14 protein-coding genes are annotated in these 17,293 nt (G+C 57.0%); 8 read left to right on the top strand and 6 right to left on the bottom strand.

All coding sequences use genetic code 11. The features are described from left to right. Positions 1-18: 18 nt before the first annotated feature. From AB4Y71_RS05140 to AB4Y71_RS05125, 4 genes are all read right to left on the bottom strand, one after another. Positions 19-1,230, bottom strand: coding sequence for an RNA polymerase sigma factor (locus tag AB4Y71_RS05140; RefSeq protein ID WP_102597467.1), 1,212 nt, complete (start codon positions 1,228-1,230; stop codon positions 19-21). A 255-nt stretch (positions 1,231-1,485) separates the two neighbouring features. After that, positions 1,486-2,535, bottom strand: a complete 1,050-nt coding sequence (locus AB4Y71_RS05135; protein ID WP_441718403.1) for a DUF4192 domain-containing protein — start codon at positions 2,533-2,535, stop codon at positions 1,486-1,488. 140 nt (positions 2,536-2,675) lie between these two features. Next, positions 2,676-3,938 carry an MFS transporter gene (locus AB4Y71_RS05130; protein ID WP_441718401.1) on the bottom strand — a complete coding sequence of 421 codons (1,263 nt, stop codon included), beginning with the start codon at positions 3,936-3,938 and terminating at the stop codon, positions 2,676-2,678. Further along, on the bottom strand, positions 3,935-4,897 hold the full coding sequence (locus tag AB4Y71_RS05125) for a proteasome assembly chaperone family protein (RefSeq protein WP_134779909.1): 963 nt from the start codon (positions 4,895-4,897) through the stop codon (positions 3,935-3,937). Before AB4Y71_RS05125 ends, AB4Y71_RS05130 begins: the two co-directional genes overlap by 4 nt. 256 nt (positions 4,898-5,153) lie before the next feature. Between AB4Y71_RS05125 and AB4Y71_RS05120 the strand changes: the two genes are divergently transcribed. From AB4Y71_RS05120 to AB4Y71_RS05105, 4 genes are all read left to right on the top strand, one after another. Further along, positions 5,154-6,668 (top strand): leucyl aminopeptidase, encoded by a 1,515-nt coding sequence (locus AB4Y71_RS05120; protein ID WP_013349369.1) that lies wholly within the window; start codon positions 5,154-5,156, stop codon positions 6,666-6,668. A 284-nt stretch (positions 6,669-6,952) separates the two neighbouring features. Continuing rightward, positions 6,953-8,332 (top strand): dihydrolipoyl dehydrogenase, encoded by a 1,380-nt coding sequence (gene lpdA / locus AB4Y71_RS05115; RefSeq protein ID WP_013349370.1) that lies wholly within the window; start codon positions 6,953-6,955, stop codon positions 8,330-8,332. Positions 8,333-8,451: 119 nt separating this feature from the next. Further along, complete coding sequence (gene sucB / locus AB4Y71_RS05110) at positions 8,452-10,179, top strand: 2-oxoglutarate dehydrogenase, E2 component, dihydrolipoamide succinyltransferase (protein ID WP_441718398.1); 1,728 nt, start codon at positions 8,452-8,454, stop codon at positions 10,177-10,179. Between the two features lie 111 nt (positions 10,180-10,290). Beyond that, a complete protein-coding gene (locus AB4Y71_RS05105) occupies positions 10,291-10,641 on the top strand; it encodes a hypothetical protein (RefSeq protein ID WP_134779906.1) in 351 nt (116 codons plus the stop codon). Between the two features lie 77 nt (positions 10,642-10,718). On the opposite strand, the gene AB4Y71_RS05100 is transcribed toward AB4Y71_RS05105, so the two are convergent. After that, positions 10,719-12,230: a serine/threonine protein kinase gene (locus AB4Y71_RS05100; RefSeq protein WP_441718396.1), complete on the bottom strand. Its 1,512-nt coding sequence runs from the start codon at positions 12,228-12,230 to the stop codon at positions 10,719-10,721. Between the two features lie 78 nt (positions 12,231-12,308). Here AB4Y71_RS05100 and lipB point away from each other — a divergent pair, with 78 nt between their 5' ends. The 3 genes from lipB to AB4Y71_RS05085 all read left to right on the top strand — a co-directional run bounded on the left by lipB (position 12,309) and on the right by AB4Y71_RS05085 (position 14,935). Beyond that, positions 12,309-12,983, top strand: a complete 675-nt coding sequence (lipB, locus tag AB4Y71_RS05095; protein ID WP_441718506.1) for a lipoyl(octanoyl) transferase LipB — start codon at positions 12,309-12,311, stop codon at positions 12,981-12,983. Positions 12,984-13,016: 33 nt separating this feature from the next. Next, the gene (lipA, locus tag AB4Y71_RS05090; protein WP_134779903.1) at positions 13,017-14,015 is read left to right on the top strand and encodes a lipoyl synthase; all 999 of its coding nucleotides are present in this window, start codon (positions 13,017-13,019) and stop codon (positions 14,013-14,015) included. A gap of 170 nt (positions 14,016-14,185) precedes the next feature. After that, positions 14,186-14,935: a DUF4191 domain-containing protein gene (locus AB4Y71_RS05085; RefSeq protein WP_441718394.1), complete on the top strand. Its 750-nt coding sequence runs from the start codon at positions 14,186-14,188 to the stop codon at positions 14,933-14,935. Positions 14,936-15,004: 69 nt separating this feature from the next. Here AB4Y71_RS05085 and AB4Y71_RS05080 read toward each other — a convergent pair whose 3' ends face one another. After that, complete coding sequence (locus tag AB4Y71_RS05080) at positions 15,005-15,367, bottom strand: RDD family protein (protein ID WP_049862628.1); 363 nt, start codon at positions 15,365-15,367, stop codon at positions 15,005-15,007. Positions 15,368-15,716: 349 nt separating this feature from the next. Between AB4Y71_RS05080 and glnA the strand changes: the two genes are divergently transcribed. Then, a complete protein-coding gene (gene glnA, locus AB4Y71_RS05075) occupies positions 15,717-17,141 on the top strand; it encodes a type I glutamate--ammonia ligase (protein ID WP_134779901.1) in 1,425 nt (474 codons plus the stop codon). The last annotated feature ends 152 nt before the right edge of the window (positions 17,142-17,293 follow it).

Below are 17,293 nucleotides of genomic sequence, written 5' to 3'. Positions count from 1 at the left end.
GCCACACTCTCAGATTCTTTAGTCTAGGTAATCACGAAGCACCTGGGATCGCGATGGGTGACGAAGCTTGGACATCGTCTTGGACTCGATCTGACGAATACGTTCACGAGTCACACCGTAGACCTTGCCGATTTCGTCCAAGGTCTTAGGCTGACCATCAGTCAGGCCGAAGCGCATTGCCACAACACCAGCTTCACGCTCTGAGAGCGTGTCGAGCACCGAGTGCAGCTGTTCCTGCAACAGGGTGAACGAAACGGCGTCAGCTGGGACAACTGCTTCCGAGTCTTCAATGAGATCACCGAATTCGGAATCGCCATCTTCACCCAGAGGGGTGTGCAGGGAAATAGGTTCACGACCATACTTCTGGACTTCGACAACCTTCTCCGGAGTCATGTCCAGTTCCTTGGCCAACTCTTCTGGAGTCGGTTCGCGGCCCAGATCCTGAAGCATCTGGCGCTGGACACGAGCCAACTTGTTGATGACTTCAACCATGTGCACAGGAATACGAATGGTACGTGCCTGGTCAGCCATGGCGCGGGTGATCGCCTGACGGATCCACCAGGTGGCGTAGGTCGAGAACTTGAAGCCCTTGGTGTAGTCGAACTTCTCCACTGCACGGATCAGGCCCAAGTTGCCTTCCTGGATCAAGTCCAGGAACAGCATGCCACGACCGGTGTAGCGCTTTGCCAGCGAAACTACCAGGCGGAGGTTAGCTTCCAACAGGTGGTTCTTAGCGATCTTGCCGTCGTGGATGATCTGCTCGTAGTCCCAGCGCAAGCGCTGATCCATCGAGCCGTCGTCCTTCTCCAGCTTATCGGTGGCGAACAGCCCAGCTTCAATGCGCAGGGCCAAGTCGACTTCCTGCTCAGCATTCAGCAGGGCAACCTTACCGATCTGCTTCAGGTAGTCCTTGACGGGGTCAGCGGTTGCACCTGCAACCATGACCTGCTGCTGTGGAGCGTCGTCATCACCTGATGAAAGGGTGAAACCCTTTGAATCGTCTTCGGACTTCGAGTCCTTCGAATCGGTGCTTGGTTCAGCATCGTCATCGGCGTCAGTTGACGCTACGGTTGATTCGTCTTGCGCTGCAGTTTCAGCAGCGACCTTTTTAGTCCGAGGCTTAGCCTTGGTAGCGCGCTTCTTCGCTGCAGGGGCTGCTGCCTCGGCTTCAACCACGTCGACCTCGGCCTCGGTTGCTTTACGATTAGCGTTCGTCTCAGAAGATGACACGAATAACCTTTCTAACGATGCGTTCCGGATGCACCTGCCGGTAACACCACTATGACCCTGTCAAGTCCGATGGCGTTTAATCACTGACTAAACACCGAGGGCTGGCACATTGATAACAACGCTTCAAGCCCGCCTATTTGTTCCCGAAATCCGCGGATTTCAAGATCAAGGCAATTCGAACCTAACCGGGTCTGTTATCTCATTATCCATGAATTACCGCTAGGACACCACTTGAGACACTCCGACCCCTAACGCTCAACTGAAATTGGCGCGCCATGCCCGCAATTGGTCGGTCGCCCATTCCGGCATGATCCCATGCGACATCAGCTTTTGCAGCAGCTTCGATAACTCATAGTTCGGGTTTTCCTCGACTGCTCTACCCAGCAGGCAAAGGGCCGTCGTCCCCCTGCCCCGAGCCCATTCAATCCATGCAAGAATGCACAGCAAAGCCTGTCGAGAATTGCCTTTTGCCACGCCAAGCAAGTCCCTGGACACCAGCCACAGTCGATCAATCCGTTGCCAGTCCGGGGCATGCCATCCGCGGCCCAGCAGGTAATTGGTTAGCGGCGTGGCTGCCGCCTCGTGATCTCCGCGCATCACCCCGAACAACACATCCAAAGACGCTTCGAATCCCTCACCTGCCAGATACGGGAGCAAGTCGCGGACAATTTTTACGTCCAACGAGCCAAGCAGCAGCGCCGCGTGGTCATGATCATTGTGGATCCACTCTTGGGCTTCTGCCTGGGAGAGGTCCATCGTCTGCAACCACGCTTCGAGGCAATGGACAACGTTGTGCTGCTGATTGGAAATGATCTTCAGGATTTCGGCGGCCTGCGGCCATTCGGGAATGCCGCTTCCGTCCCATGGAACGTCTAACGGAGCCGAACCGGCAAAGACCAATGACAGGTGCGTTTCGTTCGTCTCTACGGAGCGCACCTGAGTAGGCGTTGCAAAGTCATCGCTCTCGTAATCCCAGACCAGTTGGCCCTGCCGGCACCAGCTATGGCGCAGCACCACCTTTTGAGCATTCAACGCCTGCTCGAGTTCCGAGACAAGATTTGCGTAGGGAGTCGCAGAAGCTGCAACTGGTTGTTCTGGCGCATAGATCACCAGAACCACCCCCTCGATATGGGCCATGCGTTTGAGCAGGTGCAACACCTGAGTGATCCATGAATCGCATTCGGAGCCGTCTTCTTCCTTGGGAAGATCAACGCGCAAGGTCGCTTCTAGTTGGTCTCCGTCGATCAGCATCAACACGGCTGAATCCTGCGGATGAAAACCCAAGGCGTGCGGCACGTAGGCCAAGATGTCTTCGCACTTGGACAGCGAAAGGGGCTGGCGTTCTGGTGTAGTTGTCATGGCTCCACGGTGTACCGTGCAGCTTTCGACAAGATGCCAGCGGCTACGAGCTGTGGAGAACCTGCTGGGCCGTGGCCTGCTTCAGCTTATTGCTCGGCTAGGAAACGGCGCGCCTTGCGGCGCTCGATTAACATGAAAGTGATGCCCAGAAGTGCCATGACGAACTGGAAGGACAACGCGATTCTGAAGGCCGGAAGATTGTAGAGTTCGCCAACTGATCCGCCGGCTTTGTACAGCATGTCCATGATGAAGCCGACGACGTAGATGGTGACGAATGCGCCCATGAAACCGCCGGTGTTCACTAGACCGGTAGCTGTGCCCAAGACGTGCGGCGGGTTGAAGGTACGGGCGAAGTCGAAGCCAATCACCGAGGCCGGCCCGCCGGCGGCAATCGTGATCATCAGCAGCACCAGCACCCAGAGTGGCGCTTGGCCTGGCCAGCACAAGACAATCGCCCACATCACCAAGATCGTTCCCACGATACCCAGCGCATAGTTGGAACGCTGTTTGGCACGGCTGGCGGTCAATGCTCCAAGGATTGGACCCAACAGCACGGACACGAGCACGAACACAGCCATCAGGCCTGAGGCCAGCGCGCTTTCGATCCCCTGCCCTTCGACCAGGAAGGGGTAACCCCAGGTCATCATGAAGGTGTTGATCATGAACGCGGTGGTGAAGTGGGTCCAGAACCCCAAGCGGGTACCCGGTTGCTTCCAAGCCCGCACAATTCGGGAGCCTGATTCCTGCTCCCCTTGACTAATTCCCTCCCACGTCTTGCCGTTACGCACAAACGCGATCGTGGTGATGAACGTGGCAAAGGCGAACCCGGACATTACCGAGAATGCCGCGGACCAGCCAACACCCAGCAGGATCATGTGGAACGGAAAGAGGCTGATGAGCTGGCCGAGCTGGCCAAAGGTACCCGTGAGCTGGGTGAGCACGGGAATACGTGAACCGGAGAACCACAATGGCAAAAGCTTGAGCACCGAAACAAAAACCATGGCATCGCCCATGCCAACCATGACGCGCCCAACCAATCCCATGGGCACGTTGACCGAGATCGCTAGGAAGGCCTGGCCAGCTGCCATAAACAAGGCGCCAGTGGTAATCAGGATGCGAGGACCGAATTTATCTAGCAGCAGACCCACGGGCACTTGGGCGCCGGCGTAGACCACCAGCTGCACCACGGAAAAACTGGCTAAGATCTGCGCGCTTGCGTTGAAACGCTCGGTAGCTTCGATGCCAGCGACGCCAAAACTAGTGCGCTGCGATATCGCCGATATGTAAGCAAGAATTGCAAAGCTGAAGACCACCCACGACTTCGACGAATTCAGATGCGCCTGGCTCACTGTTCGTGTTCACCCGATAACGGTTTGATATGACCGTTTTTCAACCAATCTTCAGTGTTCGCAATAGCCGCCAAAAAATGTTCGGCACTGGCGCCCAATTCTTCAGCGCCTGCAACCTGTTCATCTTCATCGAGCAACAACGAGCGCGGCTCATGTTCCTTGACGTGGGCGTCAAATCGTTCTTCAAATCCGTCGACCATCTGGCGGACATCGATATTGGATTCAAGCTGTTCAGCGAGCTGCTGGTCGACCAGTCGGGCCGCCTCGCGCAATTTATCCGTCGGCAAGGCCAGCTTCAGGGCCGCGCCGACGTGTTCCAAGGTTGCAACAGCAACTGCAGGGTATTCGGATTCAGCAAGGTAATGCGGGGTATGCATCGAATAGCCCACCACGTCGCGGCCGGCTTCACCGAGCCTCAGTTCAAGCAAGGACGTCAATCCTGCCGGTGATTCAACCGTTGGGCTCCAGGTCGAGATGTTCTCGATCAGATCCTTGCGGTTTCCGTGGGCCGTTACGCCAACTGGACGGGTGTGCGGCACCGGCATCGGCAAAGATGCGGTTCCCACCACGAGGGAGACATTGAAGGCGTCGATGAAAGAAAGCAGCTCTGCGATGACCCGTTCCCATTTCAGATCCGGTTCAACGCCATTGAGGAACCAGAACTTGCGGTCCAGCTCATCGGTCATCAGGTAGATCTCCATACGTGGAACCTGATAACCGGCGAAATGATCGCCTAAGAAAGAGATTCGCGGTCGCTGGGAGGTGTAGGCAATCAGCTCATCGGCATCAAAAACAGCGAAAAGCTCTGAATCCAGGCGACCGAAAAGTTCGTTGGAAACCTGAGAGTGGTTATGCCCTGCATCGCTGATGCTCTTGAGCGAAACGAACATGCCAAGACCTTGAAGGCGTGAGTCATCCAAGTCGTCTGCGACCAGTGTCATCAACGATCCCTTGGACATTTTCTCCTCATTCAGGGGCGGGAACCGGTAAACCGGAACCAACAACCAGTAACTAATTACTGCACTTCAAGTACAGACCAGTGGTCTATCATATCGCCACTTGGCTTTCGCTCGCTGTGAAGTGACACACGATGACGCAAAACCTCAGATAACCTAGGGGGTAGGAGACGCGCAGCCCGCCCGGATGATCTGTTCCGGAAAACCATTGGGGCTGCCGCGACCTTAGACCCTACAAAGGCATAGAAGGAATGATTTTGTGATCAACTCCAGTGATCTCACTTTGAGCGCCATTGGCACCGATATCAAGCGCAAGAGCGCGGACGCCCTCATCCTGGGCGTTCTGAAGAACGGCGAGAGCCTGTCCATCGCGGCATCCCCTTTCACCGCCGAAACCACCACGTCCCTGGAGCAGTCGCTGTCTGCTCTCGGTGTGGCCGGCAAAGCTGACGAAGTGACCGTGCTGCCAGGAGTGGACGGCGCCAAGGCCAAGGTCCTGCACTTCATCGGCCTGGGCGTTAAGGAGCTGGCAGAGCTCAGCGAAGAGCAGCTGCGCCGCGCCGCCGGTTCGGCTGCCCGCCAGCTGAGCAACGCCAAGAGCGCCATTTTCGCCTTGCCTGCCGACACCGTAGAGCGTGTGGCAGCTATTGCTGAAGGCATCGCGCTGGGCAGCTACCGCTATGAGAACCACCGCTCGAAGAAGAGCGAGAAGCCAGTTCTGGCCGAAGCTCAGATCGTTACCGCGGTCGCAACCTCCAAGGACCTGCCAGCAGTGCTCAAGCGCGCTGCAGTCCTGGGCCGTGCAGTTCGCGGAACCCGCGACCTGATCAACGCTCCTGCGAACGTGCTGTACCCAGAATCCTTCGCCGCAGCTGTCAAGGACTACTCCAAGTCGCTTCCGCTGAAGGTCACCATCTTCGATGAGAAGCGTCTGGCCAAGGAAGGCTTCGGGGGCCTGATCGGTGTTGGCGGCGGTTCGGCACGCCAGCCTCGCATGGTCAAGGTCGAATATGCGCCGTCGAAGGCCGCCAAGCACATTGCCTTGATCGGCAAGGGCATCACCTTCGATACCGGCGGCACCTCGCTGAAGCCTGCCGCAGGCATGCACGCCATGAAGTCCGACATGTCTGGCGCTGCCGCGGTCTTCCAGACCATCGCCGCTGTCTCCGAGCTTGGCCTGAACGTCAAGGTCACCGCATGGCTGTGCCTGGCCGAGAACATGCCAGGCGGTGCTTCGACCCGTCCGGGCGATGTGCTCACCATGTTCGGCGGCAAGACCGTTGAAGTTCTGAACACCGATGCCGAGGGCCGTTTGGTCATGGCCGATGGCCTGGCCGCTGCCAGCCTGGAAAAGCCGGATGTCATGATCGACATTGCTACCCTGACTGGCGCACAGATGCTGGCCTTGGGCCTGCGCACCGCCGGTGTCATGGGTGACAAGCAGGTCACCAATGATCTGGTTGCCGTATCGGATAAGGTCGGCGAACTGGCTTGGGCCATGCCGCTGCCTGAAGAGCTGCGTCCGTCCATCGAGTCGCAGGTTGCCGACTTGGCCAACATTGGCGAGCGGATGGGCGGCATGATGACCGCTGCCGTATTCCTTGAGGAGTTCGTCGGTGAAGTCGATGGCAAGAAGATCCCTTGGGCTCACATTGACTTTGCCGGCCCGGCGTTCAATGAAGGCAGCGCTTGGGGCTACACCCCGAAGAATGGCACCGGCTCCCAGGTACGTACCCTGGTTGCCTACGCAGAGCATCTAGCTGCCGCCAAGTAGCAAAATAGTTGCAAAGGCGATTACCGCCTTTGTGTCGCCAAACTCATCCCGGCATCGGCTAATTCACCAGTTCGATGCCGGGATGCGGTTTAAAATAAGAGACATACCTGACTTTTACTGCCGCGAAGGTGACTGTAACCGGCAGACGGTACTAAGGTAAGTTTTGAAACATCACCGTGGATCAAAGGTGCGCGCCCGCTTGTGTCACGCTCCTCAAAGGTCCACACCCGATCCCCTGGTCGGCCTAAGCCGGCCTCACTAAGCGAATACGAGGGAGCGTTCACGTGGCCGATTCGGCAGCAACGCAAGAATTTGATGTCCTCATCCTCGGCGGCGGATCCGCTGGATACTCGGCAGCCTTGCGCGCCATCCAGCTGGGCTACACCGTTGGATTGATCGAGAAGGAAAAGCTGGGCGGCACTTGCCTGCACACCGGCTGCATCCCAACCAAGGCTTACCTGCACGCAGCAGAGCTGGCCGAGAACGCTCGCGAGGGTGCCAAGTACGGCATCAACTCCTCGCTGGAGTCGATCGACCTGGCTGGCGTTCGCAAGTACAAGGAAGGCATTGTTGCTGGAAAGTACAAGGGCCTGCAGGGCTTGCTGAAGATGAAGAAGGTCAACGTTATCACCGGTAACGGCCGACTGGTTTCCCAGGACTCCATCGATGTCGATGGCACCGTCTACAAGGGCAAGTACATCATCTTGGCTACCGGCTCCACTTCCAAGACCATGGGTCTGGAAATCGGCGGCCGCGTATTGACCAGCACCGAAGCACTGAACATGGAAGACCTGCCTAAGAGCGCTATCGTTCTTGGCGGCGGCGTGATTGGTGTCGAATTCGCTTCCGTATGGAAGTCCTTCGGCGTCGACGTCACCATCGTTGAGGGCCTGCCTTCGCTGGTTCCAAACGAAGATCCAGCCATCATCAAGAACCTGGAGCGTGCTTTCAAGAAGCGCGGCATCAAGTTCAACACCGGTGTCTTCTTCGAAAAGGTCGAGCAGGATGCCAACGGCGCCAAGGTCTCGCTGGCTGATGGCAAGGTTCTGGAAGCAGAGATCGTCTTGGTTGCAGTAGGCCGCGGTCCGGTCACCGAGGGTCTTGGCTTCGAGGAGCAGGGCATCACCATCGATCGCGGCTTCGTTATCACCAACGAGCGTCTGCACACCGGCGTTGGCAACATCTACGCAATTGGCGACATCGTCCCAGGCGTACAGCTTGCACACCGCGGTTACCAGCACGGTCGCTTCGTAGCTGAGGAAATCCACGGTCTAAAGCCAACCATCGTTGAGGACATCAACATCCCGAAGGTGACCTTCTGCGAGCCAGAGATCGCTTCGGTGGGCTACTCCGAGCCAAAGGCCAAGGAGAAGTTCGGTGCTGACCAGATCGAAACCACCGAGTACAACTTGGCTGGTAACGGCAAGTCCTCGATCCTGGGCACCAGCGGCATCATCAAGATGGTTCGCGTCAAGAACGGCCCAATCGTTGGCGTTCACGGCATCGGCGGCCGCATTGGTGAGCAGATCGGTGAAGCACAGCTGATCGTTAACTGGGAAGCATACCCAGAGGACGTATCGCAGCTGATCCACGCACACCCAACCCAGAACGAATCGATCGGCGAGGCCGCGATGGCTCTGGCCGGCGCACCGTTGCACGGTTAATCATGTTTTAGTGCATCCAGGCAGCGCGTTCTGACTACGCGCTGCCTGGATGCACTAGGCTCGGAGGCAACGCCTCCCACCATTTTTTCAAGCTTTATAAAACAAGGAGATACGGGACGATGTCTGAAACCGTAAACCTACCCGCACTGGGTGAAAGCGTTACCGAAGGTACGGTAACCCGCTGGCTGAAGCAGGTCGGCGACCGTGTAGAGGTAGACGAGCCGTTGGTGGAAGTATCCACTGACAAGGTAGACACTGAAGTTCCTTCGCCGGTTGCTGGCATCATTGAGGAAATCTTCGTAGCAGAAGACGAGGACGCAGAAGTTGGCGCCCCTCTGGTTCGCATTGGCGACGGTTCCGGCTCCGGCGAGTCCGCACCAGCTGCTGAAGAAGCACCGGCTGCTGAAGAGGCACCTGCTGCTCCGGCTGCTGAGGAAGCTCCTGCTGCTCCAGCTGCTGAAGAAGCTCCTGCTGCCGCACCGGCTGACGGCGCCGCATCGGGCACCGAAGTTACCCTTCCAGCTCTGGGCGAGTCGGTTACCGAAGGTACCGTCACCCGTTGGTTGAAGGAAGTTGGCGAAGAAGTTTCCGTCGACGAGCCACTGCTTGAGGTTTCGACCGACAAGGTTGACACCGAAGTTCCTTCCCCAGTTGCTGGTACCTTGCTGGAAATCCGCGTTCCAGAAGACGAGACCGCTGAAGTTGGCGCCGTTCTTGCTGTAATCGGTTCCGCTAACGCAGCGCCAGCCAAGGAAGAAGCACCAGCTGCTGCCCCAGCTCCTGCAAAGGAAGAGGCACCGGCTGCTGCTCCTGCAAAGGAAAAGGCACCGGCTGCTGCTCCTGCAAAGGAAGAAGCACCAGCTGCTGCTCCTGCTCCAGCTAAGGCAGAAGCTCCAGCCGCTCCAGCCTCTGAAGCGAACAACGAGTCCGGCTACGTCACCCCACTGGTACGCCGCTTGGCTAACCAGAACAACATCGATATCGCTTCGGTGAAGGGTACCGGCGTTGGCGGTCGCATCCGCAAGCAGGATGTTCTGGACGCTGTAGCTGCTCAGGAAACTTCTGCGCCGGCTGCTGCTCCTGCTGCTGCCAAGCCAGCTGCTCCTTCCGTTGAGGTTTCCTCGCTGCGCGGCACCGAGGAAAAGGCTCCACGTATCCGCCAGGTTATCGCTCGCCGCATGCGCGAGTCGCTGGACGTTTCGACTCAGCTGACCCAGGTCCACGAGATCGATATGACCCGTATCGTGAAGCTGCGCGCTTCGGCCAAGGCCAACTTCAAGGCCACCAACGGTGTGAACCTGACATACCTGCCATTCATCGCCAAGGCTGTTGCCGAAGGCCTGAAGGCACACCCTAAGTTGAACGCTGAGTACAACGAAGAGACCCAGAAGATCACTTACCACAATGCCGAGCACCTGGCATTTGCAGTCGATACCGACAAGGGCCTGCTGGTTCCTGTTGTATCGAACGCTGGCGATCTGAATCTGGCTGGCATGGCTTCGCGCATTGCTGACGTGGCAAACCGCACCCGTACCAACAAAATTGGTCCAGACGAGCTGTCCGGTGGCACCTTCTCGATCACCAACATCGGTTCGGTTGGCGCACTGTTCGATACCCCGATCATCAACCAGCCACAGGTCGCAATCCTGGGCACCGGTGCGATCGTGAAGCGTCCAATGGTCGTTACCGATGCAGAGGGCAATGATTCGATTGCCATCCGCCACATGATGTACCTGTGCCTGACCTACGATCACCGTCTGGTTGACGGCGCCGATGCAGGTCGCTTCCTGCAGACCGTCAAGGCTCGCCTTGAGGGTGGCGCTTTCGAAGGCGAACTGGGACTGTAAAGAACCAGCTTTTGCTTTCGTAGCTTAGGTAGATAATCGCCCCTGTCGTTGATTCGACAGGGGCGATTCTGCGTTTTCTACGATCAGTCGAAAATAGATTAGGCTAGTACCATGACTATTCTTCTTTCAGTTCTGATTTTCGTGCATATCTTGGGTGCAGCCGCTATTTTCGGTGGCTGGCTAGCTAATTTCAAGACTCCAACTGTCTCGGTATGGCAGTGGTACGGAGCTATCGTTCAGCTGGTAACGGGTCTGGCCATGGTCGGCGTTATCGAAGCTGGCGACGGTTCGCCAAACCACATGAAGATCGGCATCAAGACCGTCATTGCAATCGTCATCTTGGTCGCTGCCTTCCTTGGCCGTAAGAAGATGAAGAACGGCGAGGAAGTTCCTACCGGCATCGCCCACGCAGTAGGCGGCTTGGCGCTGATCAACATCGCGATCGCCGTACTCTGGAGCTAATTCCTAGAACTTCATCGGCGGGAGTGGTAATCAAAGGCTTTGAGCAAGCTTTGATTACTGCTCCCGCCGCTTGGCATTTAACGACGCAATACCTTCCCGATCTTCCATTGCTCCTGAACTAGTACCAGTTCCACTTCGATACGCTGTGGTGGCGCGGCCTGGACCGTATGGATAGTTTCCCCGTGAGCATCTACATAGCGGTATTCGCTCTGGGTTGAGGTCGCGGAAAGGATGACCGAATCCCCTTGCCCACGCGCGGTGATTGAGACATCTTCAAGCTTCGTGCGCAAGCGATCAATTCCGAGTCCCATCTTCTGCAACTGTGCAATGGTTTCCAGATCCCGTTGCAGCTGCTCAGCACCTTCGGCATACAGCCCTTTGAGCTTCTCCCCTGCAAGCTTGCCCATCGCGTCATCGCGTTCACCAGTGAGCGCCAAGAATGCTGAGATCACTGTGTCTCGATTCAGCGCACAGGCCGGCATTTGGGCACCATCTTCGATTCTGCAGCTCGGTGCCGCGGGTGTCGGCGCTGGCGTGGCACTGGTTTCAGTGGCTAGTGCCGCCCGAAAATGGTTGACTCCTAGAAAGCTGCCAAGAATAACTGCAAGCCCCAGGACACCGGCCCCTGCTAATTTCACGGCCCCGGGAGTTCTTCGCAGGCGGTGTATTTGCCAAGCTTCGTGGCTCACCGCAGAACCTTTACTAGCGGCTGGATCCTTTCGGTGCTTGAGGCGATTGCGTGCAGCGTGCTGCTCGTTAGCCGGGTGAATTGTTTCCATCAGATGTGTGGCTTCGGCGGCTATATGCCCTTCCCATCGAATTGGTTCTGCTGGGCAGCTGGCGAACAGGGTGCGTGCAAACTGGTCCGCGGTGGGCCTTGCTTGTGGATCCGGATTCAATGAGTCAATCAGCAATTCGTGGATAATCGTTGGAAGTCCAGGGAACATCACGCTAGCTGGCGGACGCATCAGTTCTTCTTCAGGAACGCGCCCAGAAAGCAGAAACCACAGGCAGGCACCCAAGGAAAATACGTCCTGCTCGCCGGTTTGCCCCTCGCGTGTTCCGGCCTGCATTTCAGGGGCCATGAACCCCGGCGTGCCAGAACCACTCAGTACCTGCTGATCCGAAGTCGATTCCTGGAAATCGATAATTTTCGGCATTCCCTTGGCCGTGAGCAGGATATTGGCTGGCGACAGATCCCCGTGGCGTTGGCCTTGCGCATGCATCACCGACAGGGTTTGGGCGATGGGCGCCAGAGCGGTCACGCACTCCCCCAGGGCAAAAGCGCTACGGTTGGCTACCAACTCGGCCAAGCTGCCTCCGGGGCAATATTCCATAATCAGCCCTTCGCCCAATTGCGTCATTAAAGTCCCGTAAAAATCGACGACATATTTCCTCGATTGCGTGATCTGTTCTTGCCGCATTGAAACAACGTTTTCGATAGTTAGGCTAAGTTTAAGGGTTAGATACGACTGGTCGCTTTCCCTCCGGATCAGCCAAACTTTGCATGGTGACTTGGCACTTAAGGGCTTGACCGTAACGTGCCCGGGGCTTGTGGGCCAGGCCAGAACATTCGTTGATTCATCCATGTGTCCGTTGTATCCGAAAATCAAGAATTGCAAGCTGGATATCCACAGGTGCGGGCGTGGCAACTGAATTAGCGACCGATCGTTCAAGAGCGTAGGCTAACCGTCATGGCGATCGAATTCGAACGAGTCGGACTAGGCTCAAAATTTGTGCCCTACATGGAAGCTTGGGATTACCAAGTCCAGCTGCATGATGCGGTAGCCGCGGACGCACAAACCCCAAAAGTCCTGTTCCTGGAGCACGAAGCGGTATATACCGCTGGCAAGAGAACTGAACCTGAAGACCTCCCGCTAGACGGAACCCCCGTGGTCGATGTTGACCGTGGTGGAAAGCTGACGTGGCATGGACCGGGACAGCTGATTGGCTATCCCATCGTCAGACTACGCAAAATCAGCGCCATTCGCCTATACGTGGAGACTTTGGAAGAAGCACTGATAAACGTGGTCAGCGAGCTGGGAATCCCCACCACACAGATCAAGGGCCGCTCCGGAGTCTGGGTTCCTGGCAAAGATGGCGCCCAGGACCGCAAAATTGCGGCCATCGGAATCCGCATCAACCACGGCGTGACCATGCATGGCTTCGCGCTGAACTGCTCGAATGAACTTTCTGCGTACGATCAGATCATCCCCTGCGGTATCTCCGATGCCGGTGTCACCACCATTTCTGAAGAACTTGGCCGTACAGTCCACCCCGAAGACGTCGTGGACCGCGTGGAAGCCGAAATTGAGCGTCTGCTCACCCCACAAGTCGTTTAGACAGTCACGCCCTCCCCATAGAAAGAGCTGTTAATGAGTGTCGAACCAGAAGGCCGTCGTATGCTGCGCGTAGAAAAGCGAAACGCTGCAGTCCCGGTGGAGCGTAAGCCGGACTGGATCAAGGCCAAGTTGAACATCGGCCCTGAATACGTAGGTTTGAAGAACCTCGTGCAGTCCGAAGGCCTGCACACCGTCTGCGAAGAAGCTGGCTGCCCGAACATTTTCGAATGCTGGGAAGACCGTGAGGCATCGTTCCTCATCGGTGGTTCCGAGTGCACCCGCCGTTGCGATTTCTGCCAGATCGCCACCGGCAAGCCAGCACCGATTGACCGCTCGGAGCCTTTCAAGGTCGCAATGAGCGTGAAGAAGATGGATCTGCGCTACGCCACCGTTACCGGCGTGGCCCGCGACGACCTCGAAGATGAGGGCGTCTGGCTGTACGCAGAAACCGTGCGCCAGATCCATAAGATGAACCCGAGCACCGGTGTGGAACTGCTGATTCCTGACTTCACCGGGAAGCCGGAGAACCTGGATGCGATCTGCGACTCGGCCCCTGAGGTCTACGCCCACAATGTGGAGACCGTGCCGCGTATCTTCAAGCGCATCCGTCCGGCCTTCCGCTACCAGCGCTCCATGGATGTCATCACCCATGGCCGCAATCGTGGCCTGATCACCAAGTCGAACCTGATCTTGGGTATGGGCGAAACTCGCGAAGAAATTTCCGAGGCCATGCGCGATCTGCACGAAGCCGGTTGTGACCTGCTGACCCTGACCCAGTACCTGCGCCCCACCGACTTGCACCTGCCAGTTGACCGTTGGGTCACCCCGCAGGAGTTCGTGGAACTGCAGCAGGAAGCCGAAGAAATCGGCTTCGCCGGGGTCATGTCCGGTCCTTTGGTACGTTCTTCCTACCGCGCAGGGCGCTTGTGGGCTGGAGCCATGCGCAAGAAGGGCCGCGAAATACCTGAGGCACTGGCACACATCGAATCCTCGGGCAATACCCGCCAGGAAGCTGCCTCGCTGATCAAGTAGCTTGATCCGAAAAACTTTCAAGCACTTCAGGCCCCGGAGCTTTTGACTAACGTCATTGGCACGCTCCGGGGCCTTTCGCCACCGCATGAACGGACAATCGGACTGAAAAAGTCATGTTCGTCCTCGCTCGGCTTAGATCTATCAACTTCATCGCGTAGAATTAAGGCACTATGGCCAAAAACTCCGACAACGACGCAGGCGCGCCTAAGCGTGGCTTGTTTTCGCGTAAACCAAAAGCTGAGAAGAAGAACAAAGAACCAGGCCGCCTGAAGCAAATCGGCCAGGTCTTCCAGATGACTCGCCGCAACGACCCTATGGTCGTGTGGTGGATGGCATTGGCCGCCTTGGCCGTTATTGCTGTCTGCTTGGTCATCGGCTTCTTGATCAATAACTGGATCACGATGTTGATCATCGCGATTCCGCTGGCGTTGCTTGCCGCAATGTTCATCATGTCCCGCCGCGCCGAAAAAGCCGCGTTCTCGCAGCTTGAAGGACGTCCCGGGGCTGCTGGCGCTGCCATGAGCGTGCTGCGTCGCGGCTGGATCCTGAAGCAGGAGCCAGTTGCCTACAACCGTCACCAGGATCTGGTATTCCTGGGCATCGGACGCCCCGGCATTGTCCTGGTCACCGAAGGGCCGAAGTCGCGAGTCCGCGATCTGGCTGCTTCCGAGCGCAAGCGCATTGCCCGGGTGCTGCCGAACGTTCCCGTACACGTGATCAACGCTGGTCCCGATGAAGACCAGACCCCCTTGGCTGAGGTCGGCAAGGAGATGAAGAAGCTTCCAAAGTCGATCACGAAGTTGGAAGTCAGTGCAGTCGACAAGCGTCTGAGCACGCTGACCGCAAACCGTCTGCCTATCCCTAAGGGTGTAGATCCAAACCGCGTCCGTCCAAACCGCCGCGCAACCCGCGGACGCTAAAGACGAACAATAAAGAAGCCGCAACGGGAATTCCCGTTGCGGCTTCTTTATTGCCTTCTAGCGTTATTCCTAGGTGATGTTCACCAGAATGGTCTTGGGCAGGCGGTCATGCAGTCCGCGCTGGTCCTTGTCGGTGATGAACGCTGGTATGGCCAGGCACAGCAGCAATGATCGAATCAAACCCTGCAGTGGCTTAATTGCTGTTCCGTCCAGGGCCTGGACCTGCAGTCCGAAGGTTCGATGCCCGATGGTGTGACCGGTAAACCCGACTCCGATGATCTGTCCTGCGCAGAATAGGCTCAATGTAGCCAGATCATGGCTGTCAAACAGCCACCAGCTCAACAGCATCGATAGGCCCCAGTCCAAGAGCAGCGCGCCAACCCGTCGAGGGAATCTGGCAATTGATCCGGGGCCCTTCTCAGGACGCCCCATATCTTGCCCAGGCCATTCTTGCGTATTGTGCTGCGGCGGCCCTTCAAGCCACGAGCTGAAGTCTTTTCTTTCCACTAGGACAGTCTATCCAGCGATCCTGTGCGCCACTGTCATAACGAGATTGAACCAACAACTAACCAAGTCACATTGTTACAGGTCGCTATTAGTGCAGATCAGGGCGATTCGACACGCCCGGATTTTCCACTTGTAACAGGCTGGAAACAATAGAGACACCATTCAGAAATGGATTATAGGTAGGATTGATTCGTAAGCAAGAGAACCAGCCGGATAGTTCTGGCTACAAGTTCCGTTTACCAAACCTTATATCTCACCAGGGAGTAACCTGCACATGTTTACCAGTCCAGAAGAAGTCTTGGCATATATTGCCGAAGAGGACATCAAGTTCGTCGATATCCGTTTCACCGACCTACCCGGTGTACAGCAGCACTTCAACGTGCCAGCCAAGTCCGTGGATGCCGACTTCTTCGTCAACGGCCAGCTTTTCGATGGTTCCTCCATCCGCGGCTTCGCCGGCATCTCTGATTCCGACATGCAGCTGATCCCAGATGTAACCACTGGTTTCATCGATCCGTTCCGTCTGGAAAAGACTCTGGCGTTCAACTTCTCGATCATCAACCCACGCACCGGTGAGCCATACCACCGCGACCCACGTGGTGTTGCAGAACGCGCAGAAGCATACTTGGAGTCCACCGGTATCGCTGATACCGCGTTCTTCGCTCCAGAAGCAGAATTCTTCATCTTCGAAGACGTTCGCTACGAATCCAAGCCACAGGGCGCGTTCTACTCGATCGATTCCGACGAGGCACCTTGGAACACCGGCCGCAAGGAAGAGGGCGGCAACCAGGGTTACAAGACCCCATTCAAGGGCGGCTACTTCCCAGTGGCTCCAACTGACAAGCAGGCTGACCTGCGCGACGCCATCTGCGTTGAGTTGGACAAGGCAGGCCTCGAAGTTGAGCGCAGCCACCACGAGGTCGGCGCAGCTGGCCAGGCTGAAATCAACTACAAGTTCAACACCATGGTCCACTCGGCCGATGAACTGATGCTCTTCAAGTACATCGTGAAGAACGTCGCTGATGCATGGGGCAAGTCCGCAACCTTCATGCCGAAGCCAGTCTTCGGCGACAACGGCTCGGGCATGCACGTGCACCAGTCGCTGTGGGCCAACGGCGAACCACTGTTCTACGACGAAAAGGGCTACGCTGGCCTTTCCGATACCGCTCGCTGGTACATCGGTGGCCTGCTGAAGCACGCTGATGCAGTGCTCGCGTTCACCAACCCAACCGTGAACTCCTACCGCCGCCTGGTCAAGGGCTACGAAGCTCCAGTGAACATGGTTTACTCGCAGGGCAACCGCTCTGCCGGTATCCGTATCCCAATCACCGGTTCGAACCCTAAGGCCAAGCGCATCGAGTTCCGCGCTCCAGATGCCTCCTCGAACCCATACCTGGCATTCGCAGCTCAGCTGATGGCTGGCCTGGACGGCATCAAGAACCGCATCGAACCAGCAGAGCCAATCGACAAGGATCTCTACGAGCTTCCTGCCGAAGAGGCCAAGGATATCCAGCGCGCTCCTGAAAGCCTCGAAGATGCTCTGAAGGCTCTGGAAGCCGACCACGAGTTCCTGCTCGAAGGCGGTGTCTTCACCGAAGACCTGATCCAGACTTGGATTGAGTACAAGCGTGAATACGAAATCCGACCACTGAGCCTGCGCCCGAACCCATACGAGTTCGAGCTCTACTACGGTTGCTAATCAGCTAGCGGGAGAAGTTTCCGCGTAGTACGCAGAAAGTCCGCACAAGCTGCCAGAACATTGTTCTTGGCAAGCTTGTGCGGACTTTTCTATTTCAGCCAGCGAGGCACGGGCAACCAAGGCCGCAGTAGGCGCTCGGTCCCCTAAGCAAC

Source organism: Glutamicibacter sp. MCAF14 (genome assembly GCF_052114325.1).
GTDB classification, from domain to species: Bacteria; Actinomycetota; Actinomycetes; order Actinomycetales; family Micrococcaceae; genus Glutamicibacter; species Glutamicibacter arilaitensis.
This window is presented reverse-complemented; position numbering and strand designations above follow the sequence as displayed.

What these genes read in the sequence shown, in the direction of transcription:
- AB4Y71_RS05125 (WP_134779909.1), bottom strand. Translation starts at nt 4,897, where the DNA reads ATGTCCAAGGGATCGTTGATGACACTGGTCGCAGACGACTTGGATGAC.
- sucB (WP_441718398.1), top strand. Translation starts at nt 8,452, where the DNA reads ATGTCTGAAACCGTAAACCTACCCGCACTGGGTGAAAGCGTTACCGAA.
- AB4Y71_RS05105 (WP_134779906.1), top strand. Translation starts at nt 10,291, where the DNA reads ATGACTATTCTTCTTTCAGTTCTGATTTTCGTGCATATCTTGGGTGCA.
- AB4Y71_RS05100 (WP_441718396.1), bottom strand. Translation starts at nt 12,230, where the DNA reads ATGGATGAATCAACGAATGTTCTGGCCTGGCCCACAAGCCCCGGGCAC.
- lipA (WP_134779903.1), top strand. Translation starts at nt 13,017, where the DNA reads ATGAGTGTCGAACCAGAAGGCCGTCGTATGCTGCGCGTAGAAAAGCGA.
- AB4Y71_RS05085 (WP_441718394.1), top strand. Translation starts at nt 14,186, where the DNA reads ATGGCCAAAAACTCCGACAACGACGCAGGCGCGCCTAAGCGTGGCTTG.
- AB4Y71_RS05080 (WP_049862628.1), bottom strand. Translation starts at nt 15,367, where the DNA reads ATGGGGCGTCCTGAGAAGGGCCCCGGATCAATTGCCAGATTCCCTCGA.
- glnA (WP_134779901.1), top strand. Translation starts at nt 15,717, where the DNA reads ATGTTTACCAGTCCAGAAGAAGTCTTGGCATATATTGCCGAAGAGGAC.